Below are 22,334 nucleotides of genomic sequence, written 5' to 3' on the forward strand. Positions count from 1 at the left end.
ATCCCTGTGCTTGTCACAGGGATCCAGCCAGCCCAAGTCCTTGGGCTGAAAAGACTCTTCCCACCGCGCGGACGCGCGTTGGCTGGATTCCTGTGACGAGCACAGGAATGAGGGAAAGGAGGGGCCGTGCAATGCGTCTCACCACCATGGGTCCCGTAAAACAAAAACACCGACACTGGAAATTTAACGCCCGTTCCGCGTTATTCTCGCAGCACTTTACATTCGCGCGGGCGGCCCTATCTCAATGAATATGAAGCCGGAACAGCTCCTGAATTCCACGCCCAAGGGCCTCTATTGTCCGGCGGGCGATTTTTATATCGATCCCGTGCGCCCGGTGGCGCGGGCGCTCATCACGCATGGCCATTCCGATCACGCCCGCGCCGGCCATGGCGCGGTGCTGGCCACGCGCCAGACGCTGGATATCATGCGTATCCGTTACGGTGAGGATTTTTGCGGCAGCGAGCAGGCGGTGGCATTCGGCGAGAGGGTGGAGGTGAATGGCGTCACCGTCGGTTTCCATCCCGCCGGCCATGTGCTGGGTTCGGCGCAAATCTCGGTGGAAATGAATGGCCTGCGCATCGTGGCATCCGGCGATTACAAGCGCGGCATCGACCCCACCTGCGCGCCCTTCGAGACGGTGCCCTGCGATGTCTTCATCACCGAGGCCACCTTCGGCCTGCCGGTGTTCCACCATCCGCTGCCGCGCGTGGAAATCGGCAAGCTGCTCACCTCCATCAAACAGTTTCCCGAACGGACCCATCTTGTCGGAGCCTATTCGCTCGGCAAGGCGCAGCGCGTCATCCGCTTGCTCCGCGACAACGGTTATTCCGATCCCATCTATATTCACGGCGCGCTGGCGCGGCTTTGCGATTATTACGTCTCGCAGGGCATCGATCTCGGCGATCTGCGCCCCGCAACGCTCGAAAAAAGCGATCCTTCCGCCTTCAAGGGCGCCATCGTCGTCGGTCCACCCTCGGCTTTTCAGGAACGCTGGGCGCGGCGCTTCAACGAACCGCTCATCGCCTTCGCTTCCGGCTGGATGATGGTGCGGCAACGCGCCAAACAGGGCGGCGTGGAGCTGCCGCTGGTGATATCAGATCATTGCGACTGGCCGGAACTTCTGGAGACGATCACGGAAATTTCCCCGCAGGCCGTCTGGGTCACCCATGGCCGTGAGGAGGCGCTGGTGCGCTGGTGTCAATTGCAGGGCATTGCCGCCAAGCCGCTGCATCTTGTCGGCTACGAGGATGAGGGGGATTGAGATGAAAGCCTTCGCCACGCTGCTCGACCGCCTCGTTCTCACTCCCTCGCGTAACGGCAAACTGAAGCTGCTGACCGATTATTTCCGCGATACGCCCGATCCCGACCGGGGTTACGGGCTGGCGGCGATTGCCGGCACGCTGGATTTGAAAAGCGTCAAGCCCGCCCTGCTGCGCGAGCTGGTGCTGGAGCGGATGGACGAGGTGCTGTTTCGCTATTCCTATGACTATGTCGGCGATCTTGCCGAAACCATTTCGCTGGTCTGGGGCAATATCGGCGGCGCGGATGACGCCGAGGCGCAGGACCCGCGCCTCGGCGATGTCGTGACACTGATGAATTCACTCGGCCGCACGGAGGTGCGCAGCGCGGTGCGCGATCTGCTCGACCGGCTCGATACGTCCTCGCGTTTCGCTTTCCTCAAACTCGCCACCGGCAGCCTGCGCATCGGCGTTTCGGCCCGGCTGGCACGGCAGGCGCTGGCGGATTTCGCCGGGAAAGACATCACCGAAATCGAGACCCTCTGGCACGGGCTGACGCCGCCCTATACGCCGCTTTTCGCGTGGCTTGAGGGGAAGTCCGGGCGGCCGGTACTGGCGACGCCCGCCATCTTCCATTCGGTGATGCTGGCGACGCCGGTTTCCGATGGCGATCTCGATGCGCTGGATCCGGCCGACTATGCCGCCGAATGGAAATGGGACGGCATTCGCGTACAATTGTCCCGCGCAGGCGTCACGCGAAAACTCTATTCCCGCTCCGGCGACGATATTTCCGGCGCCTTTCCCGATGTTCTGGAGGCGATCGATTTCGAAGGCGTGATGGACGGCGAATTGCTGATCGGCGGCACTGCGCGGTCCAACAATCTCACCCGCACCTTCTCCGACCTGCAGCAGCGGCTGAACCGCAAGACGGTGACAGCGAAGATGCTGGATGATTATCCCGCCTTCATCCGCGCCTATGACCTGCTGTTCGATGGCGAGAGCGATATTCGCGCCGAAAGCTACATGGAGCGCCGCGTCCGCCTTTCGGATATTATCGAGCACGCCCCGCATGATCGTTTCGACCTCTCGCCGCTGATCGGGTTTTCCAGCTGGCAGGAACTCGACACGCTGCGCGCCGCCCCGCCCGATCCGGTGATCGAGGGTGTGATGATCAAGCGCCGCGACAGCGCCTATCAGGCCGGCCGCGCCAAGGGGCCGTGGTTCAAGTGGAAACGCGATCCCTATAATATCGACGCCGTGATGATGTATGCGCAGCGCGGCCACGGCAAAAGGTCGAGCTATTATTCCGATTTCACCTTCGGTGTCTGGGCGGAAGGTGAGGACGGCGAACAGCTGGTGCCTGTCGGAAAGGCCTATTTCGGCTTCACCGATGCGGAGCTGGAGGTGCTGGACAAGTTCGTGCGCGACAATACGGTCGAGCGTTTCGGCCCGGTGCGGGCGGTGCGCGCCACGCCGGATTTCGGTTTCGTGCTGGAGGTGGCCTTCGAGGGCATCAACCGTTCCACCCGCCACAAATCCGGCGTCGCCATGCGCTTCCCACGTATTGCGCGGCTGCGCGCCGACAAGCTGCCGGCGGAGGCGGACAGGCTCTCGACACTGGTGGCGATGATCGATGGCGTCGAGGGGTAGGGTGCCTTGGCCGCCTCCTCATCCTCCGTGGCAGGCACAGGAACGGGGAAGACGCTGTCCAGAAATTGCCATGATGGCTGCGAATACATTGTTGTCATTCGCGAATCCGTGATTGGACAGCCTCCCGCCGCAGTGTTGAACTGCTGTTACAACCATCCCTTCAGGTGACCATATGGCAGACAAACGCTTTCTTTCCTCAGCCTTCGGACAGGAAGAGAGCGGCACCATCTTGCCGAGCCTGACGCGGCGAAGCCTGCTGGCCGGCGCCATGGGGCTGTCAGCGGCCGCATTTTTACCGCTGCGCGCGAAAGCGGGCGTTGCCGCGCCCGAGGTGTTGCCGCTGGAGCGGCAGGATTATGCGGAGGCACGCAAACGGTTCCACACCCATCTCTTGCGAAAAATGGCTGCGCCGGAAAAATCCTCGGCGCTCGGCACGCCGCCCGGGGCGGAACGTGTCACCTATCCCGGCGGACCGGATGGCTCCATCGAACTTGTCGCCTGGCTCTCCCACTACCAGCCGTCAAAAACGCTGAAACCCGCCGTGCTTTTCCTCCATGGCGGCAACGCCACCGGAGACGGCCATTGGGCGCTGATGAAGCCCTATTGGGAAGCGGGTTATGTCGTGCTTCTGCCGTCCTTCCGTGGTGAAAACGGCCAGAACGGCAATTATTCCGGTTTCTACGACGAAACGGCGGATGCGCTGGCGGCGGCCACCTATCTGGAAAATCTTCCCGGCATCGACAGAAACCGCTTCTTCATCGCCGGCCATTCCAATGGCGGCACGCTGACGCTTCTGGCCGCCATGAGCCGCAGGTTCCGCGCCGCAGCACCCATTTCCGCCGGCGTCAATTCCTGGCGTTATTTCAACCGCTATAGCGACGAGATCTGTTTCGACGAGACCGACGAGCGCGAATTCATCATGCGCTCCTCCGTCTGTTTCGGCCCCAGCCTCAAATGTCCGGCGCTGCTTCTGCGCGGCACGGAGGAGCGGCCTTTCGATGCCGATCACCAGCTTTTCGTGGATCGCGCCCTGACATCCGGCTTCAAGGTCGACAAGAAGCTGTTGCCCGGTACCCATAACGGCGTGGTGCCGCATGCGGTGGAGGAAAGCATCCGCCTTTTCAACGCCTTCGTCTGAAATGCAGACTGTGCCGCTGTTTTGGGGACACGTGAGGTTCAGGAGCGCGTTCGGCTAAAACCGCTTCGCACGTACCGGAGATGCCCTAGTTCTTGACGATGGACGTCTTGGCCTGCTCCGCCCACCATGCGCCGTCTTTTTTATCGGCATATTGGGCGCGCTTGTTGGTGAACTGACCCTGGGTGCACATTTCGCGGTAATTGCGAACCGGCAGGCCGAGCTCCTTGACGACGGCATGCACCACCGTCGGGCCGGTCATGTCGTAGACGCTGGCGAGCGTTCCGTCTTCGATATTCTGGGAAATACGGTCGGCCATCAGCCTGAGCGCCGGGTGGCCGGGCCTGGAGGCCATGAAGTAATTCGTGATCTCGCCGCTTTTCATGGCGATGAAAACGGCCTCTTCCTGCGGGCCGATCACATCCTCGGGGCGGGCCGCAAAATTGGAATCGATATCGAGATAGATGCCGCCTTCCTGCAGCAGCACCAGAATACGCCAGAAATCCGCCTTGGCGGCGCCCACCTGCAGGCGACGGAAGGCGTCGGCGTAACGTCCGGGAAAATGCCGGTCGATATAGGTCTGGCACGCCTCGTCATCATGGTAGCGATATTCGAATTCCGGCGTCAGCCAACGGTTGAACAGGAAATTCGCATAGATCGGCGTCGTTACCCGGTTGGAGTAATTCGTCTGCCAGATGATGCGGGGAATGGCCTTTTCCGATTTCGGGCTGCGTCTGGCAGGCTGATACTGCGGAAGCGTTTTTCTTCTGCCGGGCCGGATGAACAAATCGATGGAAAAGATGACTTTGGCGATGTTTCCACCGATCTTGATCGCGCGGTACGCGATGCGGTTATAGCCATGCTTTGCCAAGTTCAGCGCTCCTGCGCGTGGAATCGATTGTCACGCGCGTGGAAACGGCGGTACGCGGTATTTATTGGACGCAATTAGTTTGTCAATATGCCGTAAATGAGACGGCCGGGCCTCGATTGACGAGACCCGGCCGTCTTGCACGCAAATGGAATGTCAGCCCTTGTTGCGGTTGAAATAGCCGAGCAGCCGCATGGCATTGGCGGTGACCAGAACCGTCGCGCCGGTATCGGCGAAAACGGCGAGCCACAGGCCCGAAACGCCGGTTACAGTGGTGACAAGGAAGACCGCCTTCAGGCCGAGCGCGATGGTCACGTTCTGGCGGATATTCAGCATGGTGGCGCGCGACAGGCCGATCAGGCGGGCGGCGTCGCCGACATTGTTGCGCATCAGCGCCGCATCCGCCGCTTCCATCGCTACATCGGTTCCGGAACCGATGGCGACGCCGACGCTGGCCGCCGCAAGGGCCGGCGCATCGTTGATGCCGTCGCCCACCATCACCACGGTCTTCTTTTCGGCAAGCTTGCGGATTTCCTCGACCTTGTTCTGCGGCAGCAGTTCGCCGCGCGCCTCAAGGCCCAGCTTGTTGCCGATGGCACGCGCCGTGCGGGCATTGTCACCCGACAGCATCAGCGAGGAAATGCCCATTTCCTTCAGCGCTTTCACGCCTTCCGCCGCATCCTTACGTGGCTCATCGCGCATGGCGAAGAGGCCGCTTGCCGCCCCGCCGACTATCACGACAGCCACCGTCTTGCCTTCGCTTTCCAGTGCGGAAATGCGATCGGCCAGTTCCTTCGAGAGGGTGCCGACTTCCGTTGCAAAGCGCGGTGCGCCGATGAACAGGTCTTTCCCGCCGACATTGCCCTGCATGCCGCGACCGGAAATCGCCTTGATGTTGGAGCCGGGCAGGGGCTTCACGCCGCTCTTTTCGGCATGATTGACGATGGCGCGGGCGAGCGGATGGCTCGATTCGTGCTCGATGGTTGCGGCTTGCGCAATCAGCTCGGCCTCGTTGCCGTCAAGCGCCACCACGTCGGTCACGACAGGTTCGCCGAGCGTCAGCGTGCCGGTCTTGTCGAAAGCGACGGTTTCGGTGCGCGCCAGCATTTCGATGACCGCGCCGCCCTTCACCAGCATGCCATGGCGTGCCGCTGCCGAAAGGCTGGAGGCGATGGCCGCGGGAACCGAGATGACCAGCGCGCAGGGGCAACCGATCAGCAGCAGGGCAAGGCCGCGATAAATCCAGGTATCCCAGTCGCCGAGGCCGACAAGCGGCGGCACGATGATGGTCAGCACCGAGATCGCCACGATCAGCGGCATGTAATAACGCGAGAAGCTCTGGATGAAGCGCTCGGTCGGCGCACGCGCATCCTGCGCTTCCTCGACGAGCGTGATGATGCGGGCAATGGTGTTGTCTTCCGGCGCGCGGTCGACGCGGATGCGCAGCGAGCCGTCATGGTTGATCGAGCCGGCAAAGACGCGCGCGCCCTTTTCCTTGGCGACGGGAATGCTCTCTCCGGTCATCGGCGATTCGTCGACGCTCGACTGGCCTTCCATGACAACGCCATCGGCGGCGATACGGTCGCCGGGACGCGCCACGACCACCTGGCCGATGCGCACCTGATCGGCCGCGACCTGTCGCAGCGCGCCGTTTTCCTCCACCAGAGCCGTTTTCGGCAGCAGCGAACCGAGCGCCTTGATGCCCGAGCGGGCGCGGGCGGCGGCGAAACCTTCCAGCAATTCGCCGACGGAGAAGAGCAACACGACGATGGCCGCCTCTTCCGCCTCGCCGATGATGATCGCGCCGATGGCGGCAATCGTCATCAGCATTTCGATGGTGAAGACCGCGCCGAAACGGGCGGCGTTGAAAGCGTTCTTCGCGATGGGGAAGAGCGTGACCAGCGTGGCGATGATGAAGGCGTAACCGCCCCATGCCGGGAAGCTCAGTTCCGCCGCATAGGCGATGGCGACCAAAACGGTGCCTGTGAAGGTGTTGCGCGCCTTTGCGGTGCGCCACCACGCGCCTTTTTCATCCGCACCATGGGCATGTCCTACTTCCGCGCTCTGGGCTGCAGCCGCCGGAGCGGAACCATGCGAATGGCCCGCATGGTCGTGGCCGGAATGATCGTGACCAGAATGGTCATGCTTGGAGTGGTCATGATCATGCCCGCCGCAGGACGCGTGATCGTGCGCGGAATGGTCATGATCTGAATGGTCATGGTCGTGGTGATGGCCGCTGCATGATCCGTGGTCATGATCGTGATTGTGATCTGCGGCTTTTTCTCGCGCGGTCTTTTCCTGCGGCAGCAGGGCCGGCTTGAAACCGAGCTTGCGCAGCGTGTCCTCGATTTTTTCGACCGGGGTTTTGCTCTCGGCCAGCGAAAGGTTCAGCCTTTCGCGCGCAACGGAAACCTTGACGTCGGCAACGCCGGGCAGGCGGGAGAGCGCCGTCTCGATCTTGGCGGCGCAACTGCCGCAATCCATACCGCCGACCGAAAAGGTCAGCGCATTGCTGTTGTCGGCGCTCGCTCCGGTATCGGCATGGTGGCCGCCGCAGGACGAATGATCGTGGTCATCATGGTCGTGGCCGTGATGATCCGCCTCGACTTTTGCGCGGGAGACTTTTTCCTGCGGCAGCAAGGCGGGTTTGAAACCGAGCTTGCGCAGCGTGTCTTCGATTTTTTCGACCGAGGTTTTGCTTTCGGCCAGCGAAAGGTTCAGCCTTTCGCGCGCAACGGAAACCTTGACGTCGGCAACGCCCGGCAGGCGGGAAAGCGCGGTTTCGATTTTCGCCGCGCAGCTGCCGCAATCCATGCCGCCAACGGAGAAGGTCAGTTGCTCGCCGTCTTTGCCCTTGATGTTTATGCCTGTCGAAATATTCATGGTTTCCGCTCCTGAATTCCAGTCGACGGTCAATCTCGCACCTCTAGCAACTAGAGCTTCAAGAGCAAAAATGCGGTTTTTCGATTTTTTTTGAAAAACCGACGCCAGCTTCGCGCCAGCCGCACGGTTCATCATGCCGTCAGATTGGATTCCATGAAGCGGTTCAGATGATAGCACTCCTTTTGAAAAACGGTCGCCGGGCGGCCTCTCTGGTCGGGCTTGCCCTGCTGCCTCTCATGAGCGGCTGCCTTTTCGTGACGGATACGACCCGGATGGACCCGGGTGTTTTCGTCAGGGAAACGGCGCCGGTATTCAATTTCAACTCCGTCAGCTCCAATCGCCAGCCGGAACTGCCGCCGCAGCCGGGCCAGCTTTCGACGCGCCCGCCGGATCTGTTCAGAACCCGCTTCCATCAGGAATACGGCCCGCCGGTGCGCGGGCAGGGCCTCAATGCGCCGCAGGTGCAGGGTTTTAACGCGCAGCAGCCGCAGGGCCAGGCGATGGCCTATGGCCTGCCTGTCTCCAATCCGCTGCACCGGGTCATGTATGGCCCGATCCGCGATGAGGACCGCTCGCTGCCGGCCATTCCCTATGGCCGCATCGATCCGCGTTATCTCAGGCAGGAAGTGAGCTACCAGACGGCGGAAGCCCCCGGCACCATTATCGTCGATACCAGACAGCATTTTCTCTATCTCGTGCAGTCCGGCGGCAAGGCGATCCGTTACGGCGTTGGGCTGGGGCGCGACGGTTACGCCTGGTCGGGCCGGGGCAAGATCCAGTGGAAGGCGAAATGGCCACGCTGGACGCCGCCCGATGAAATGGTCAAGCGCCAGCCGGAACTCGCCTCCATCTCCGCCGCCAATGGCGGCATGACGCCCGGTCTCAACAACCCGCTCGGGGCGCGTGCGCTTTATATCTTCAAGGATGGCAAGGACACGCTTTACCGCGTGCATGGCACGCCGGACTGGCAATCCGTCGGCAAGGCGACGTCCTCCGGCTGCGTGCGCATGCTCAATCAGGATGTGATCGATCTCTACGAGCGTGTGCCGCAAGGGGCGCAGATTGTGGTTATCTGAACACTTTCTAAAAGAAAGAGATATTGGACCCATTCCGCCAGCGCCTTGTGACTGGCTTTTAGCGGTCGGTTAACTATTTTCGCAATACGCATGACATGGAACAAATGACGTACAACGGCGATATAGCCGTTCGAAATGTGGGACAAACCGGCCTTATGACAAGCACCGACACAGATCTTTCCAGACGCACCTTCCTTTCCCTTCTCGGCATCTCCTCCGCTTCGCTTCTCGCAGGCTGCGCCTCGTCGGGCACGGGAGAAGCCATTCGCCAGCAGGCAAGCGCCATCGGCAGCGATTTCCGGCAGATGTTCTCGCCGGGCGTCAGCGATGCGGAACTGGCCGTCATGTACGGCTCGGTTGAGGATGGCGGTTACGTCATTCCCGCCGTCCCCTATCAGAAAATCGACCGCCGTTATTACCGCCAGCGGGTTGTCGACCCGACCGGCGAACGTCCCGGCACCGTGGTTGTCGACACGCGTTCGCGCTTCCTTTATGTCGTGGAGCAGGGCGGCAGCGCCATGCGTTACGGCGTCGGCATCGGCCGCGAAGGTTTCGCCTGGTCGGGCGAGGGCGTCATCCAGTGGCGTCAGAAGTGGCCGAAATGGACCCCGCCGGACGAAATGGTCGCCCGCCAGCCGGAACTGGTCAAATATTCCTCCAAGAACGGCGGCATGCCGCCGGGCCTGAAGAACCCGCTCGGCGCACGCGCCCTTTATATCTTCCAGAACGGCAAGGACACGCTCTACCGTCTGCACGGTTCGCCGGAATGGAACTCCATCGGCAAGGCCGTCTCTTCCGGCTGCGTGCGCCTGATGAACCAGGACGTCATCGATCTTTACGACCGCGTGCCGCAGAAGGCGCGTGTGGTGGTCTGGCAGTAAGCCGAAAACGCTTCGAATAAAAAGGCGGCCCTGTGCCGCCTTTAATTTAAGGAAAACCTGTCCCCATACTCGACGTCATCCTCGGGCTCGTCCCGAGGATCTAATCACGTCGCACTAAATCAATACGTTGCAGATGCTCGGGACAGGCCCGAGCATGACGGAAGAGAGATTGTCAGCCCTTGTGACTTGCCGGAGGGTTAGGGCCGGCTGAGACTGTCCTTCAGCGCATTCACCCGGTCGCGAATCTGCACCAGCTCTTCCAGCCCGCAGCCAGTCGCGCTGCCGATTGCCGCCATGATCTTCACGCCCTCTTTTTTGAGGTTCGCGCCCTTCGGCGTCAGGGCCACCAGCACCTGCCGCTCATCCACCGTGCCGCGCTTGCGGGTGATCAGCCCCGCATGTTCGAGCCTCTTCAGCAGCGGCGACAGCGTGCCCGAATCGAGGCCCAGCATTTCGCCGAGCGCCTTGACGGTGGATGTCTCTTTTTCCCATAGCGCCATCATCACCAGATATTGCGGATAGGTCAGCCCGATCGGGTCGAGCAGCGGCTTATAGGCGCGTGTGAAGGCGTGTGCCGCGCCATAAAGGGCAAAACATATCTGCTGGTCCAGCCTCAACAGGCTTTCCATCTTCTTCTCGTCGCCCTCTGCGTCCATTTTCCTGCTCCAAAATCAACCGGGAAGGGAACAATCAGCCCCCGCTTTCGGTTCCTGCCGCATGGATGCGCGGCGAAATTTCGTGAAAATTATCGCAAAAAACAAAATTTCATTCAATGCGCAAAACTATATTGCGCACAATTTAATTGTGCGTTATAAGATGCCCAACACCAACCCGAAGGAGTAAATGTCATGCCCATTCTCTACACGACCAAAGCATCCGCCACCGGTGGCCGCGCCGGCAACGCCAAGTCGGAAGACGGCGTTCTCGACGTGACGCTGACCGTTCCGAAGGAGCTGGGCGGCGATGGCGCCCGTGGCACCAATCCGGAGCAGCTTTTCGCAGCCGGTTATTCCGCCTGCTTCCTGGGCGCGCTGAAATTTGTCGCCGGCAAGGAAAAGGTAAAGATTCCTGAAGACACGACTGTGACGGCAACCGTCGGCATCGGCCCGCGCGAAGATGGCGGCGGCTTCGGCATCGAAGTGTCGCTGAAGGCCAATATTCCGGGCGTCGAGCGCGAAGTCGCCGAAAAGCTGGTTGCCGCCGCTCACATCGTCTGCCCGTACAGCCACGCCATGCGCACCTCCACGGAAGTGCCGGTCTCGGTGGCCTGATCCAATTCGCGTGAGTAAGCTATCTGAACAATGAGGCCGGGTTCATCCCGGCCTTCTTGTTTTCAGAAAGAAAAATGCTATATTCTTTCCAAGGAAAGGATATGCGCAATGAATATTCACGCCAAGAGCGCCATGGATCCTGCCTCGCAGGGCAGGGTCGTCACCAAGGCCGTTATCGCCGCCGCCGAGCGGCTGGGCCTGAATGCCGCGCGCACGGCCGATATTCTCGGCGTTTCCGCCCCCACCGTGTCGCGCATGAAACGGCTCGATTTCCTTCTGGAGCCGGGCGCCAAATCCTTCGAGCTTGCGGTGTTGCTGATCCGGGTTTTCCGCTCGCTGGATGCGATTGCCGGCGGCGATGAGGCCGTGGCGAAAAACTGGCTGCGCAATCACAATGTTGCGCTGAACGCCGTGCCTGCCGACAAACTGACCACCATTACCGGATTGATCGATGTCCTCTCCTATCTGGACGCCCGCCGCGCTCCTGTCTGAAAAACGCACCGTATCGGGAAAATACTGGCGGCTGGTGGAGGCGCAGCATCAGGTTTCCACCATGAAACTGGTGGATACGGTGGAGGAGCAATCTCTGCTGGAAGATATTCTGGAGACGAGCAAGCGGCCGTTTCCGCCGGAATGCGCCGGTTTCGATTATCTTCTCGCCACGCCCTTCCGGTATGGAGCCGCCTATCCGCATGGTTCGCGCTTCCGCCGCGCGGGCTATACCGAAGGCGTTTATTACGCCGCCCAGAAGGTGGAGACGGCGCTGGCCGAAATGGCCTTTTATCGGCTGCTGTTTTATGCCGAATCGCCGGGCACGCCGCTGCCCGCCAATCCCGCCGACTATTCCGCTTTCGCCGCCCGTATCGCCACCGATGCCGCACTCAATCTGACGAAACCGGAACTGAGCCGGGATGCTCGCCTGTGGACCGATCTGCAGAATTACGAGCCATGCCAGGCGCTGGCCGATCAGGCGCGTCTGGCGAAGATCGAGGCTATCCTCTATCGCTCGGTACGCGACCCCGCCGGCGGCCTCAACATCGCTGTTCTGTCGCCGAAGGCTTTTGCCGCCAAGACACCGGTGGAACGGATGAGCTGGCGTATCCACCTGTCGAAAACGGGGGTGCAGGCGCTCTGCGAATTTCCGATGCGCAGAACGGGTTTTGCGATTTTGGATTTCGCCGGCGATCCACGCCTCGCCAGCCTTTTGGGCTGACGGGCGTTTGCTTTTCAAGACCATCAGGCCGAGGCGAAAAACCCTTCCGGATCGTCGACTTCCACCAGCCTGCGCTTGTCGATCAGCCAGAAGCGGGTTCCGACAGCCCGCACGAAACTCCTGTCATGCGAGACGAACACGCAGCTGGCTTCGCGGCTGATGATTTCCGCCTCCAGCGCTTCCTGCCCCTCAATGTCCAGATGGTTGGTGGGCTCGTCCAGCAGGTAGAAATTCGGCTCCGCCAGCCGCAGCGCCAGCATGGCAAGCCGGGCCTTCTGCCCGCCGGAAAGGGCGGCGATGCGACGTTTCTGCATTTCCATGTCGATCCCGGCGCCCGCGAGCAGGCCGTGGATGCGCTGGTCGCCAATGTCGAAGCGGCGGGACAGCAGTGAAACGGGCGTGCTGTCGTCATCGATCTCGGCGAGCGACTGATCGACATATCCGGCCACCAGCGAGGGCGTGGCCTTGATGCCCTCCTGTATCTGGCCTGCACCCGATACAGCCGCCTGCAGCAGCGACATCAGCCGTGTCTTGCCGACGCCGTTGCGGCCGAGAATGACGATGCGGTCCCCCTGACGGATAAATTGCCGGCCGGTGCGAAACAGCACTGTTCCGTCCGGCGTCGAGACCGGTGCATCTTCCAGAGTGACCAGAACCCTGGCATGGGTGCCGCGATTGGCGAGCTGGATCTTGCCGGCGGATCGCTCGATATGGGCGGGCCGCGCCTTTTCCTCGATCTTTTCCGCCCGCTCACGCAATTGCTTGGTCTTGACGGTCAGAAGATCGCTGCCGGAATTGATGCCGATATTGTTGAGCTTGGCGGCCTGACGGCGCAATTGCTGGGCGGTTTTCATGTCGCGCTGGAAACGCCGCTCATCGGCGGCATCCTCTTCTTCCAGCACCGCCCGTGCGTGGCCATAGGGCAACCGGAACAGCGCCGAATTTTCCGGCCGCAGGAACAGCGTGCTCCTGGTGACATTATCGAGAAAGGCGCGGTCATGGCTGACGATGATGACAGCCGTATCGCGCGGCAATTCACCGAGCCAATTTTCCAGCACGTTGATCTTTTCGAGGTCGAGATGGTTGGTCGGCTCGTCGAGCAGCAGCACATCCGGCTCGGTGATCCATGCCCGCGCCAGCATGGCAAGCCTCTGCCAGCCGCCGCTCAGCTCTTTCAGGCGGCGCTCGCGGAACGGCTCCGGCACCAGCATGGCGTCGAAAATAATGTCGGCACGCCAGCTCTCGCTGTCGATCGTGTCCGCCGGCAGGGCGGAAAGCACGGCGTCCCGCATCGTCCGTTCCATCAGCGGGGCGGGCAGATGCTGGTGGACGATGGACTGCGTCAGCCCGCGCAGCCGGGTGATATCGCCGCTGGTGGGCTCCATGTCACCGGAAAGGCAATGGAAAAGGGTGGATTTGCCGCAGCCATTGGCGGCGACGATGCCGATGCGGTCTCCCGCATTCACCGTGAGGCTGAGATTGGAAAAAAGCGGCTTGCCCAGAATGATTCCGAGGTTTCGAAGCGTGATGATGGTCATGAAGTCGTCTCTGGCAAGACGGACCCGTGACGAACCGTGGTCTGCCACAGGCAGTACGGGGTTTCGGTTCGGGGGGATCCGTCGTGAAAACATGCGCAACGGCAGACAAGCTGCATTTTGCGCGGCCTTTTGGGCAAACCAGAGTGTTGGTGTTCCGGTCAGCCCTGCAAACGCGTCTGCAGGGCAAAAAGGTGGCAGAGCTGACGATTGCGCCAGAAGCAGGAAATATCCATGCGAAGCCTCCTTTCTTGAAACGGGTTGAACCGCTTCACCATTAACAGCGGCGGTTGTTCGAGGCAACGGCTTTTGCAGCGGCAGTCGGTGGGGGAGAATGCGGCAAGCCCGCACCCTCCCGTTTTAATCCGGCGCTCGCCTGAGCGGCCTTTATTGCTTCGCGACACGCGCCCGCAGTTCTTCCACATGCGCGGCGATTTCCGGCGTTACGGCGTCGCCGAAGTCTTCCATTTCGAACATCGGGCGAATTTCGATTTCGCTGCGCTCCAGCATCGGGTTCGGGCAGCGTTTCACCCAGGCCACGGCCTCGTCCATGTCCTTCACAGTCCAGATCCAGAAGCCGGCGACCAGCTCGTTGGTGTGCGGGAAGGGGCCGTCGATCACCGTACGGCTGTCACCGTCGAACACAACCCTCTTGCCCTTGGAGGAGGGGTGCAGGCCGTCGCCGGATTGCATGATGCCGGCATTGACCAGTTCCTCGTTGAATTTTCCCATCGCCTCGATCAGCTCGGTCGTGGGCATGACGCCGTCTTCGCTGCTTTTGGTGGCTTTTACAAAAACGATTGCACGCATGATCATTCCTCCTTGATTGCGCTTTCTTCGTAGTGTCGCTCCCCGGCACGACGGCCGGATGACATTGTCGCCGACAAAAGTGGCGCCATGCCGTCAATTCTCTCAGCCGAGGTCGATAAGGTCGCGGCGCAGCCGGTCGGGGTCGCCGCTGCCGATGCGGGCTTCGATTTCGGCATGGGTCTGTTCCCAGATGGGGAAGGCGGCGGCGAGCACGGCCATGCCGTCCGCCGTCAGCCGCAGCCGCTTGCCGCGCTTGTCCTTCGGGTCCTGCTCGATGCTGACCAGCCCGCGCCGCTCCAGCGGCTTCAGCGCCGCCGTCAGCGTCGTGCGGTCCATGGCCAGAAGATTGGCGACCGGTCCCATCGGTGGCGGCTCGGGTCGGTTGAGCGACATCAGCAGCGAAAATTGTCCATTGGTGATGCCCACCGGCTTCAGCGCATTGTCGAACAACCGCGCCAATGCCCGTGCGGCGCGCTGCGCATGCAGGCACAGACAGGCATCCCGCACGAAAAGAGTTGTCGAAAAAGGAATCACGCTGGCGTTTGACATGGGATAAATATGTTGATATCAACCTAATTAGTCAAGCGGAACTTGATGCCCCGCAGACTGTTTATTGACTTTCAGCACAGAAATAGCCGGCGCCCACCGTTAAAGCGGGGCGGTGCCGTGGTGAAAGACGGATCCAAGGAGGAAAGATCATGTCTCATCCCGTCGTTTCGAAAGAGGAGTGGCTTGCGGCCCGCCGCGATCTGCTGGTGAAGGAAAAGGAAATGACCCGCGCCCGCGACAGGCTGAACGAGGCCCGGCGTGCGCTGCCCTGGGAAGAGGTGACGAAGGATTATATCTTCGATGCCCCTTCCGGCCCCAAATCGCTGAAGGAACTGTTCGGCACCTGCAGCCAGCTCATTGTCTATCACTTCATGCTGGCGCCCGACTGGGAGGAGGGCTGCGTCGGTTGCTCCTTCTTCGCCGATCATGTCGATGGCGCTTTGATCCACCTCAAGCATGGCGATGCGGGTTTCGTTGCCGTGTCGCGCGCGCCGCTTGAGAAGATCGAAAGCTACAGGAACCGCATGGGCTGGAAATTCCCGTGGGTTTCGGCCGAAAGCAGCGATTTCAACTACGATTATCAGGCCTCGTTCCGTGACGAGGACATGGCCAAAGGTGAAATCACCTATAATTACCGTGACATGGCGCCCTATGGCGACCTGAAGGACCTGCACGGCATCAGCGTTTTCGCCAGGGGCGATGACGGCAAGATCTACCACACCTATTCCACTTACGCCCGCGGCGCGGAGCAGACGCTCGGCACGCTGATGCTGCTCGATCTGGTGCCAAAAGGCCGTAACGAGGAGGAGGTAATGGATTGGGTGCGCCGCCACGACCAGTATGAGGACGCGCTGAAGGCGGCAGCCTGCTGCCACTGAAAACGGACGGACGAGGAGGAAACAACAATGGAAATGGAAATCGCCAAGCCGCAGAAGGAACATGAGTTCCTGAAGAGGATCGTCGGAGACTGGGTCATGACCTCCAGTTCCGGCCATGAGGGCTACGATGCCGACGACCCGTCGCAGCAATTCACCGAGACCGTCCGCTCCGTCGGCGGCTTGTGGATCATCGGCAACGGCACCGGCAAGATGCCTGACGGCACGGATATGACGGCTGTGATCACGGTCGGTTTCGACCCGGCCAAGGGCAATTTCGTCGGCACCTGGGTGGGGTCGATGATGACCAATCTCTGGGTCTACAAGGGCTGGCTGGAAGAGGACGGCAAGACCCTGACGCTGGAAGCGGAAGGCCCGGCCTTCGACGGTTCCGGCCGCACCGATACCTATCACGACGTGCTGGTGCTGCATGACGACAATCACCGCAGCTTCTCCGGCAGCGTCAGGCAGCCGGACGGCACATTCAAGACTTTCATGACATCGGAATTCCGCCGCAAGGCTTGAAGCCCTGCGAAAATTTCACCCGAACCACCGGCGCCGCCGCATCCTGCGGCGGGCGCTTGCCGAAACACACCCGCCAAACCCTCCATAGGAGACGACAATGTCCGATACGCATGGAAAATTCATCTGGGTCGAGCTGATGACGCCCGACATGGAAGCGGCAGCCCGCTTTTATGGTCATGTCGTCGGCTGGCAGACCAAGGATTTCGGCTCGCCGGAAATGCCCTATCTGGTGCTGGAGGCCGATGGCAAGGGCATGGGCGGCGTCATGGAGCTGACCGACGAGCACAAGGGCCAGGGCATTCCCCCGAACTGGACCGCCTATGTCGATGTCGACGACGTGGACGCCACGGCGAAACAATTCGCCGAAAAGGGCGGCGCGGTCAGACGCCCGCCGCAGGATATTCCCGAAATCGGCCGCTTCGCCGTGGTCGCCGATCCCTTCGGTGCGGTGCTGTGCATCATGACGCCGCTGCCGATGGAAACCGGCGGCTTCCCCGAGAATATGCAGGAAAAGCAGGGCCATGTCGGCTGGCATGAGCTCTTCACCGATAATGTCGACGAGGCCATGGCCTTTTACGGCGATGTGTTCGGCTGGACCAAGGACCATGATTTCGACATGGGCGACATGGGCCCGTACCGCATCTTCGCCTACAGGGGCAAGGCCGTCGGCGGCATGATGAAACGCATGCCGCAGGTCCCCGTCTGTCACTGGGGTTATTACTTCAATGTGGACGGTATCGATGACGCCATTACCCGCGTCAGCACCGGCGGCGGCAAGGTCGTCAACGGTCCGATGGAGGTTCCCGGCGAAAGCTGGATCGTCAACTGCGTCGATCCGCAGGGCGCTTATTTCTCGCTGGTTTCGCAGAGGAAATAGCCCTGTTTTCTAACGATCTGCCGGGGCTCGCTCCGGCAGATTACCGCTCTCTCGACAGGCGGACGTGATCGATGAAGGCGCGCAGCTTCGGCGCAAGATTGCGGCGGCTGGGATAATACAGATAAAATCCCGCAAAGCTCGGGGAGTTGTCTTCCAGCATGGAAACGAGCTGCCCGCTCTCCAGATAGGGGCGGAATGTCTCTTCCATACCGAATGTGATGCCTGCACCGGCGCAGGCCAGCTTGATCATCAACTGCATGTCGTTGGTGGTGAAGGCCGGCTCCACCGCCACCGCAAATTCGCGGCCGTTTTCCGCAAATTCCCACCTGTATGGCGCCACACCCGGACGGGGTCGCCAGCCGATACACCTGTGCCCTATCAATTCGCGGGGCTGCGCCGGCAGGCCGAAGCGGTCCCGATAGTGCGGCGAGCAGACGGCGAGCTGCCGCTGCGGGGTGGAAACCGGAACCGCAATCATGTCCTGCGCGATCAGTTCTCCAAGACGCACGCCGGCATCGTAGTGCTCGGCGACGATATCGAATTCCTCGTCCGTCACGACGATATCGAGCTGCACTTCGGGATATATTTCCGCGAAGCGCGCAAGCAGTGGCCCGGATAAAAAGCGCTCGGCTATCGAGGACACCGCAAGCCGCAACTGCCCGCGCACGGCGCCGCTCAGGGACGACGCGGCATTGGCAGCCTCGACGAGATTGCTGATGGATGGCGAGACATCCGCATAAAGCTGCTGTCCCGCTTCCGTCAGGCTGACGCTGCGCGTCGTGCGTTGCACCAGCGCTATTCCCATCGTTTCTTCAAGCTTGCGGATGGTCTGGCTGACGGCGGAGCGGGTCACGCCGAGCCTGTCTGCAACGGCCCGGAAGTTGCGCTCCTCGGCAACCATGCAAAATGTCGAAAGCGCGTTGAGATCGATGTTCATTGGTTAGAAATTCTACCCATTGAGGTTATGATTGAGGCGGTTATCACGACAATGCCCAAGCTTTATCTTGTCTGCAATGGCCGCTTCCAGAAAAAGCCGGCCGTAACACCAAGGAGAAAGCCATGACATTGAACAAAGTCGTTCTCATCACAGGTGCATCGAGTGGGATCGGTGAGGGTATCGCAAGGGAACTGGCCGCCGCTGGGGCGAAGCTGGTGCTGGGCGCGCGCCGCATGGAGCGCTTGCAGGCGCTTGCCGAAGAATTGCGCGGGAAGGGCGCCGAGGTCGTCATCCAGCCGCTGAACGTGACGGACAGACAGAGCGTCGAGGCCTTTGCGGAGGCGGGGCGCAAGGCGTTCGGGCAGGTCGACGTCATCGTCAACAATGCCGGCATCATGCCGTTGTCGCTGATGTCATCCCTGAAGGTCGATGAATGGGACCGCATGATCGACGTCAACATCAAGGGCGTGCTTTATGGCGTCGCCGCCGTTCTGCCCGAGATGACCGCCCGTTCTTCCGGCCATATCATCAACATCGCCTCCATCGGTGCGCTAGCCGTTTCGCCCACGGCTGCCGTCTATTGCGCGACGAAATTTGCAGTGCGGGCGATTTCGGACGGGCTGCGGCAGGAAAACCGCGACCTGCGGGTCACTTGCATTCACCCCGGCGTGGTGGAAAGCGAACTTGCCCACACCATCACCGATCCCGCCGCTGCGGAACTGATGCAGACCTATCGGGCCATCGCCCTGAAGCCCGACGCCATCGGCCGCGCGGTGCGTTACGCCATCGAGCAGCCCGACGATGTGGACGTCAATGAGATCGTCGTCCGACCCACCGCCGCCTGAGGAGAGCGACATGAAAGCGATTTTTCCGACCGTGCTTGCGGTTGCCATGCTTGCGGCAAGTGCCGCCATCGCCAATCCGCAACGACTGGATGACAGGCTGAAGCGTGGCGATGAAGTCGTCCGCAGCCTCAACAATGGCCAGCCCCAGTCCAATCTGGAACGTCTGCGGCAGGAGTTTCCTTTCCTTGCCGATGCGACCGAAGGCTATGCCCTGGGGGAGGTCTGGTCCCGGCCGGGTCTGGATAACCGGACTCGTCAGCTGGCCGCCGTTGCGGTCATGGCGGCCCTTGGCGAGCGTGATCTGATGAAGGTCCATGCCGGTTATGCGCTCAATGTGGGCGCAACCGACGAAGAGCTGAAGGAAATGGTCTATCTGATCACCGTTCCCGCAGGTTTTCCCAAAGCCATCGCCGCATCCCGCACGCTTGCCGAGCTGTTCGAGGAACGCCGCGCCAACGCCGCATCGGGAGGGCAAAGGCAATGAACATTGTTTCGACATCCGTTGCGCTTCTGCTCGCAACGGCTTCCGCCGATACGGGTTCCAGCAAAGCGAGCGACGCCATGGACGTGAATATGACCGAAACGGCTCAAACCCGGAACCACCCCTATATCGGCATGTGGGTCACCGGCGATGGCCACATTCGTCAGGAACTTCTGCCCGATGGCCGGTATGACGAGGCGCGGGGCAACCGCAAAAGCGCCTATCGGGGGCGGTATGAGGTGAAGGGAAACCATATCGACTATTGGGACGATACCGGCTTCACCGCCGACGGCGAATTCGTCGACGATGTGCTTTATCACGGCGGCATGATCTTCTATCGCCAGAAGTAACGTTGCGCCAATAAAGCGCCGCCCGCCCCATCGAGGGCGGGCGGCGTATCCGTTTCTATCGCTTCAAACTACCGAGAATCCCGCGCACGATGGCGCGGCCGACCGAGGTAGCAACCGAGCGCGCAGCGCTTTTCATCGCCGCCTCAATCACCGTTTCGCGCTGGTATCCGGTCTTGCGTGCGCCGCCATTGCGCGAGCCGGTGGAGGCCGGTGCGGGTTCTTCATCGCCGAAGCCGGGCAGGCGCCAGCGGCCGGAAGCGCTCTCGGACTGGCTGGCGGCGTTTTCTTCTTCCGCACGTCTGGCGGCTTCTGCGTCGGCAGCCTTCTGGGCGCGGGCGGCGAGGATTTCGAAGGCCGATTCCCGGTCGATATCCTTGTCATATTGGCCGGCGACGGGGCTCACATCGATCAGGGACTTGCGCTCCGCATCGGTGAGCGGCCCGACACGGCCGGAAGGCGGACGTACCAGCGTGCGCTCGACGATGGAAGGTGCGCCCTTGTCGTGCAGGGTGGAAATCAGCGCTTCACCGGTGCCGAGCGTGGTGATGGTGTCGGCGGTGTTGAAAGCCGGGTTCTGGCGGAAGGTGTCGGCCGCGGTGCGCACCGCCTTCTGCTCGCGCGGCGTATAGGCGCGAAGCGCGTGCTGCACGCGGTTGCCGAGCTGGGCGAGAACGGTTTCCGGCACGTCGAGCGGGTTCTGCGTCACGAAATAGACGCCCACGCCCTTGGAGCGGATGAGCCGCACAACCTGTTCCACGCGTTCCACCAGCACCCGCGGCGCGTCGTTGAAGAGCAGATGCGCCTCGTCGAAGAAGAACACCAGACGCGGTTTTTCCGGGTCGCCCACTTCCGGCAGCTCCTCGAACAGTTCCGAAAGCATCCAGAGCAGGAAGGTGGCGTAAAGGCGCGGGTTCATCATCAGCCGGTCGGCGGCGAGAACCGAAATCGTGCCAACCCCATCCGTGCCCACACGCATGATGTCGGCGATCTTCAGCGCCGGTTCGCCGAAGAAATTCGCCGCACCCTGCTGTTCGAGAACCAGCAGCCCGCGCTGCAGCGAACCGACCGAGGCCTTGGAAATCAGGCCGAACTGGTTGGAAAGCTCGGTTGCGTTTTCGCCCATATAGTTCAGGAGCGATTGCAGGTCCTTGAGATCGAGCAGCGGCAGCCCGCCCTGATCGGCGATCTTGAAGGCGATGTTGAGCACGCCTTCCTGCGCTTCCGAAGCATCCATCAGCCGGGCGAGCAGCAGCGGCCCCATTTCGGCGATGGTGGCGCGGACGCGATGGCCTTTTTCACCGTAGAGATCCCAGAAGATCACCGGCGATTTGCCATAGGCAAAATCGGTGAAGCCGATCTGTTCGGCGCGTTTCTGCACCCAGTCCTTGGCTTCGCCCTGCGCGGCGATGCCGGAAAGGTCGCCCTTGATATCGGCGCAGAAAACCGGCACGCCGGCCTTGGAAAAACCTTCGGCCAGCACCTGCAACGTCACGGTCTTGCCCGTTCCCGTCGCGCCGGTGATGAGGCCATGGCGGTTGCCGAATTTCAGTTCCAGATATTCGCCCTTGTTCAGGCTGTCGTCCGGATTGCGGCTGGTCCCGATATAGAGCTGTCCGTCCTGCAACATCGACCATTTTCTCCTGCGGCTGGTGCATGACCTTAAAATCGCGGTGGATTTTGCAAAAGTCATGTCCGAATTTAAAGCGTCACTACCATGTTGTGGCCACTTCTGACGATAGCGGCCTTTTCATAGTTTGGTTGTGATGATCTTATAAGGACAGTTTCAAGGCGCAACAACTGCTTGATGGCGATGAAGAAAAACCGCTTGATGAAAGTTGCCGCACCTGACCCTGGCCGCTTGAATGCGGCATGATATTGTTTTACGTTGACGTTAACGTCAGTTATTCGATGTTGGCGTCGTTTTTCAACAGGAGGCAAGAATGAACGAAGTCGTGAGCCAGATCGCCGAGAAGGCGGGAATCAGCCCCGAACTGGCCGAAAAGGCCATTGGTATGATTCTCGGTTTTCTTCAGCGTGAGGCGGAAGACGGCCCGATCGCCCGCATGATCGAAGCCATTCCCGGCGCCAGCGAACTGGTGGCGCAGTATAATGGCGAAGGTGCCGGCGGCGGCGGTCTGCTCGGCGGCCTGATGAGCGCGATCGGCGGCGGCGGCATCATGGGGCTGGGCCAGCAGCTGATGAGCCAGGGCCTCGGCATGAGCGAGATTTCCACGCTCGCCAAGGAAACCATCTCCGTTGCTCGCCAGCATGCGGGCGATGAGGTTGTCGATCAGGTGATCGCCTCGGTTCCGGGCCTCAGCCAGTTCGCCTGAGG

General features: G+C 61.1%; 23 protein-coding genes. 15 read left to right on the forward strand and 8 right to left on the reverse strand.

Translation table 11 applies throughout. The features are described from left to right. Positions 1-244 precede the first annotated feature (244 nt). The 3 genes from L904_RS04065 (at position 245) to L904_RS04075 (ending at position 4,026) form a co-directional block, all read left to right on the forward strand. The gene (locus L904_RS04065) at positions 245-1,261 is read left to right on the forward strand and encodes a ligase-associated DNA damage response exonuclease (RefSeq protein WP_020812497.1); all 1,017 of its coding nucleotides are present in this window, start codon (positions 245-247) and stop codon (positions 1,259-1,261) included. A gap of 1 nt (position 1,262) precedes the next feature. Beyond that, a complete protein-coding gene (locus tag L904_RS04070; protein WP_031234359.1) occupies positions 1,263-2,888 on the forward strand; it encodes a cisplatin damage response ATP-dependent DNA ligase in 1,626 nt (541 codons plus the stop codon). A gap of 172 nt (positions 2,889-3,060) precedes the next feature. Then, a complete protein-coding gene (locus L904_RS04075) occupies positions 3,061-4,026 on the forward strand; it encodes a S9 family peptidase (RefSeq protein ID WP_020812495.1) in 966 nt (321 codons plus the stop codon). 85 nt (positions 4,027-4,111) lie between these two features. On the opposite strand, the gene L904_RS04080 is transcribed toward L904_RS04075, so the two are convergent. Further along, positions 4,112-4,894, reverse strand: a complete 783-nt coding sequence (locus L904_RS04080) for a glycosyltransferase family 32 protein (RefSeq protein ID WP_020812494.1) — start codon at positions 4,892-4,894, stop codon at positions 4,112-4,114. A gap of 153 nt (positions 4,895-5,047) precedes the next feature. Beyond that, positions 5,048-7,774, reverse strand: coding sequence for a heavy metal translocating P-type ATPase (locus L904_RS04085; RefSeq protein ID WP_020812493.1), 2,727 nt, complete (start codon positions 7,772-7,774; stop codon positions 5,048-5,050). A gap of 167 nt (positions 7,775-7,941) precedes the next feature. On the opposite strand from L904_RS04085, the gene L904_RS04090 reads away from it, so the two are divergent. Further along, complete coding sequence (locus L904_RS04090; protein WP_020812492.1) at positions 7,942-8,850, forward strand: L,D-transpeptidase; 909 nt, start codon at positions 7,942-7,944, stop codon at positions 8,848-8,850. A 155-nt stretch (positions 8,851-9,005) separates the two neighbouring features. Continuing rightward, positions 9,006-9,731, forward strand: a complete 726-nt coding sequence (locus L904_RS04095; protein ID WP_020812491.1) for a L,D-transpeptidase — start codon at positions 9,006-9,008, stop codon at positions 9,729-9,731. Positions 9,732-9,928: 197 nt separating this feature from the next. On the opposite strand, the gene L904_RS04100 is transcribed toward L904_RS04095, so the two are convergent. Then, positions 9,929-10,387, reverse strand: coding sequence for a MarR family winged helix-turn-helix transcriptional regulator (locus L904_RS04100; protein WP_020009598.1), 459 nt, complete (start codon positions 10,385-10,387; stop codon positions 9,929-9,931). Between the two features lie 192 nt (positions 10,388-10,579). Between L904_RS04100 and L904_RS04105 the strand changes: the two genes are divergently transcribed. The 3 genes from L904_RS04105 to L904_RS04115 all read left to right on the forward strand — a co-directional run bounded on the left by L904_RS04105 (position 10,580) and on the right by L904_RS04115 (position 12,215). Then, positions 10,580-11,002, forward strand: coding sequence for an organic hydroperoxide resistance protein (locus L904_RS04105; RefSeq protein WP_003509379.1), 423 nt, complete (start codon positions 10,580-10,582; stop codon positions 11,000-11,002). Positions 11,003-11,110: 108 nt separating this feature from the next. Further along, positions 11,111-11,494 (forward strand): MbcA/ParS/Xre antitoxin family protein, encoded by a 384-nt coding sequence (locus L904_RS04110; RefSeq protein ID WP_020813119.1) that lies wholly within the window; start codon positions 11,111-11,113, stop codon positions 11,492-11,494. Then, positions 11,454-12,215 carry an RES family NAD+ phosphorylase gene (locus L904_RS04115; RefSeq protein WP_020813118.1) on the forward strand — a complete coding sequence of 254 codons (762 nt, stop codon included), beginning with the start codon at positions 11,454-11,456 and terminating at the stop codon, positions 12,213-12,215. Before L904_RS04110 ends, L904_RS04115 begins: the two co-directional genes overlap by 41 nt. Positions 12,216-12,238: 23 nt before the next feature. Here the strand turns inward: L904_RS04115 and L904_RS04120 are convergent, their stop codons facing one another. The 3 genes from L904_RS04120 to L904_RS04130 form a co-directional block, all read right to left on the reverse strand. After that, positions 12,239-13,753: an ABC-F family ATP-binding cassette domain-containing protein gene (locus L904_RS04120; RefSeq protein WP_031234495.1), complete on the reverse strand. Its 1,515-nt coding sequence runs from the start codon at positions 13,751-13,753 to the stop codon at positions 12,239-12,241. Positions 13,754-14,137: 384 nt separating this feature from the next. Next, the gene (locus tag L904_RS04125) at positions 14,138-14,560 is read right to left on the reverse strand and encodes a YciI family protein (protein WP_003522234.1); all 423 of its coding nucleotides are present in this window, start codon (positions 14,558-14,560) and stop codon (positions 14,138-14,140) included. Positions 14,561-14,662: 102 nt separating this feature from the next. Beyond that, entirely contained in the window at positions 14,663-15,109 is a 447-nt protein-coding gene (locus tag L904_RS04130; protein ID WP_003522235.1) for a MarR family winged helix-turn-helix transcriptional regulator, read from the reverse strand. Between the two features lie 149 nt (positions 15,110-15,258). On the opposite strand from L904_RS04130, the gene L904_RS04135 reads away from it, so the two are divergent. From L904_RS04135 to L904_RS04145, 3 genes are all read left to right on the forward strand, one after another. After that, positions 15,259-15,987: a thioredoxin family protein gene (locus L904_RS04135; protein WP_020813115.1), complete on the forward strand. Its 729-nt coding sequence runs from the start codon at positions 15,259-15,261 to the stop codon at positions 15,985-15,987. Between the two features lie 27 nt (positions 15,988-16,014). Continuing rightward, complete coding sequence (locus L904_RS04140) at positions 16,015-16,509, forward strand: DUF1579 domain-containing protein (RefSeq protein WP_020813114.1); 495 nt, start codon at positions 16,015-16,017, stop codon at positions 16,507-16,509. A gap of 97 nt (positions 16,510-16,606) precedes the next feature. Then, positions 16,607-17,386 carry a VOC family protein gene (locus L904_RS04145; protein ID WP_020813113.1) on the forward strand — a complete coding sequence of 260 codons (780 nt, stop codon included), beginning with the start codon at positions 16,607-16,609 and terminating at the stop codon, positions 17,384-17,386. Between the two features lie 40 nt (positions 17,387-17,426). Here the strand turns inward: L904_RS04145 and L904_RS04150 are convergent, their stop codons facing one another. Beyond that, positions 17,427-18,323: a LysR family transcriptional regulator gene (locus L904_RS04150; protein ID WP_020813112.1), complete on the reverse strand. Its 897-nt coding sequence runs from the start codon at positions 18,321-18,323 to the stop codon at positions 17,427-17,429. 122 nt (positions 18,324-18,445) lie between these two features. On the opposite strand from L904_RS04150, the gene L904_RS04155 reads away from it, so the two are divergent. Genes L904_RS04155 through L904_RS04165 form a run of 3 tightly spaced genes read left to right on the forward strand, consistent with a single transcriptional unit; the run spans position 18,446 to position 19,999 of the window. Then, positions 18,446-19,168, forward strand: a complete 723-nt coding sequence (locus L904_RS04155) for an SDR family oxidoreductase (RefSeq protein WP_020813111.1) — start codon at positions 18,446-18,448, stop codon at positions 19,166-19,168. A gap of 10 nt (positions 19,169-19,178) precedes the next feature. Then, on the forward strand, positions 19,179-19,652 hold the full coding sequence (locus L904_RS04160) for a carboxymuconolactone decarboxylase family protein (RefSeq protein WP_020813110.1): 474 nt from the start codon (positions 19,179-19,181) through the stop codon (positions 19,650-19,652). After that, a complete protein-coding gene (locus tag L904_RS04165; protein ID WP_020813109.1) occupies positions 19,649-19,999 on the forward strand; it encodes an Atu4866 domain-containing protein in 351 nt (116 codons plus the stop codon). The genes L904_RS04160 and L904_RS04165 overlap by 4 nt, the downstream gene beginning before the upstream one ends. 55 nt (positions 20,000-20,054) lie before the next feature. On the opposite strand, the gene L904_RS04170 is transcribed toward L904_RS04165, so the two are convergent. Beyond that, positions 20,055-21,626 carry a helicase HerA-like C-terminal domain-containing protein gene (locus L904_RS04170; RefSeq protein ID WP_003522243.1) on the reverse strand — a complete coding sequence of 524 codons (1,572 nt, stop codon included), beginning with the start codon at positions 21,624-21,626 and terminating at the stop codon, positions 20,055-20,057. 313 nt (positions 21,627-21,939) lie between these two features. Here L904_RS04170 and L904_RS04175 point away from each other — a divergent pair, with 313 nt between their 5' ends. Next, entirely contained in the window at positions 21,940-22,332 is a 393-nt protein-coding gene (locus L904_RS04175; RefSeq protein WP_020813108.1) for a hypothetical protein, read from the forward strand. The last annotated feature ends 2 nt before the right edge of the window (positions 22,333-22,334 follow it).

The organism is Agrobacterium sp. LY4 (assembly GCF_001526585.1).
GTDB classification, from domain to species: domain Bacteria; phylum Pseudomonadota; class Alphaproteobacteria; order Rhizobiales; family Rhizobiaceae; genus Agrobacterium; species Agrobacterium leguminum.

Bases quoted from the DNA above. Each gene is read 5' to 3' on its own strand.
- L904_RS04065 (WP_020812497.1), top strand. From the start codon at position 245: ATGAATATGAAGCCGGAACAGCTCCTGAATTCCACGCCCAAGGGCCTC.
- L904_RS04070 (WP_031234359.1), top strand. From the start codon at position 1,263: ATGAAAGCCTTCGCCACGCTGCTCGACCGCCTCGTTCTCACTCCCTCG.
- L904_RS04075 (WP_020812495.1), top strand. From the start codon at position 3,061: ATGGCAGACAAACGCTTTCTTTCCTCAGCCTTCGGACAGGAAGAGAGC.
- L904_RS04085 (WP_020812493.1), bottom strand. From the start codon at position 7,774: ATGAATATTTCGACAGGCATAAACATCAAGGGCAAAGACGGCGAGCAA.
- L904_RS04090 (WP_020812492.1), top strand. From the start codon at position 7,942: ATGATAGCACTCCTTTTGAAAAACGGTCGCCGGGCGGCCTCTCTGGTC.
- L904_RS04095 (WP_020812491.1), top strand. From the start codon at position 9,006: ATGACAAGCACCGACACAGATCTTTCCAGACGCACCTTCCTTTCCCTT.
- L904_RS04100 (WP_020009598.1), bottom strand. From the start codon at position 10,387: ATGGACGCAGAGGGCGACGAGAAGAAGATGGAAAGCCTGTTGAGGCTG.
- L904_RS04105 (WP_003509379.1), top strand. From the start codon at position 10,580: ATGCCCATTCTCTACACGACCAAAGCATCCGCCACCGGTGGCCGCGCC.
- L904_RS04110 (WP_020813119.1), top strand. From the start codon at position 11,111: ATGAATATTCACGCCAAGAGCGCCATGGATCCTGCCTCGCAGGGCAGG.
- L904_RS04115 (WP_020813118.1), top strand. From the start codon at position 11,454: ATGTCCTCTCCTATCTGGACGCCCGCCGCGCTCCTGTCTGAAAAACGC.
- L904_RS04120 (WP_031234495.1), bottom strand. From the start codon at position 13,753: ATGACCATCATCACGCTTCGAAACCTCGGAATCATTCTGGGCAAGCCG.
- L904_RS04125 (WP_003522234.1), bottom strand. From the start codon at position 14,560: ATGCGTGCAATCGTTTTTGTAAAAGCCACCAAAAGCAGCGAAGACGGC.
- L904_RS04130 (WP_003522235.1), bottom strand. From the start codon at position 15,109: ATGTCAAACGCCAGCGTGATTCCTTTTTCGACAACTCTTTTCGTGCGG.
- L904_RS04135 (WP_020813115.1), top strand. From the start codon at position 15,259: ATGTCTCATCCCGTCGTTTCGAAAGAGGAGTGGCTTGCGGCCCGCCGC.
- L904_RS04140 (WP_020813114.1), top strand. From the start codon at position 16,015: ATGGAAATGGAAATCGCCAAGCCGCAGAAGGAACATGAGTTCCTGAAG.
- L904_RS04145 (WP_020813113.1), top strand. From the start codon at position 16,607: ATGTCCGATACGCATGGAAAATTCATCTGGGTCGAGCTGATGACGCCC.
- L904_RS04150 (WP_020813112.1), bottom strand. From the start codon at position 18,323: ATGAACATCGATCTCAACGCGCTTTCGACATTTTGCATGGTTGCCGAG.
- L904_RS04155 (WP_020813111.1), top strand. From the start codon at position 18,446: ATGACATTGAACAAAGTCGTTCTCATCACAGGTGCATCGAGTGGGATC.
- L904_RS04160 (WP_020813110.1), top strand. From the start codon at position 19,179: ATGAAAGCGATTTTTCCGACCGTGCTTGCGGTTGCCATGCTTGCGGCA.
- L904_RS04165 (WP_020813109.1), top strand. From the start codon at position 19,649: ATGAACATTGTTTCGACATCCGTTGCGCTTCTGCTCGCAACGGCTTCC.
- L904_RS04170 (WP_003522243.1), bottom strand. From the start codon at position 21,626: ATGTTGCAGGACGGACAGCTCTATATCGGGACCAGCCGCAATCCGGAC.
- L904_RS04175 (WP_020813108.1), top strand. From the start codon at position 21,940: ATGAACGAAGTCGTGAGCCAGATCGCCGAGAAGGCGGGAATCAGCCCC.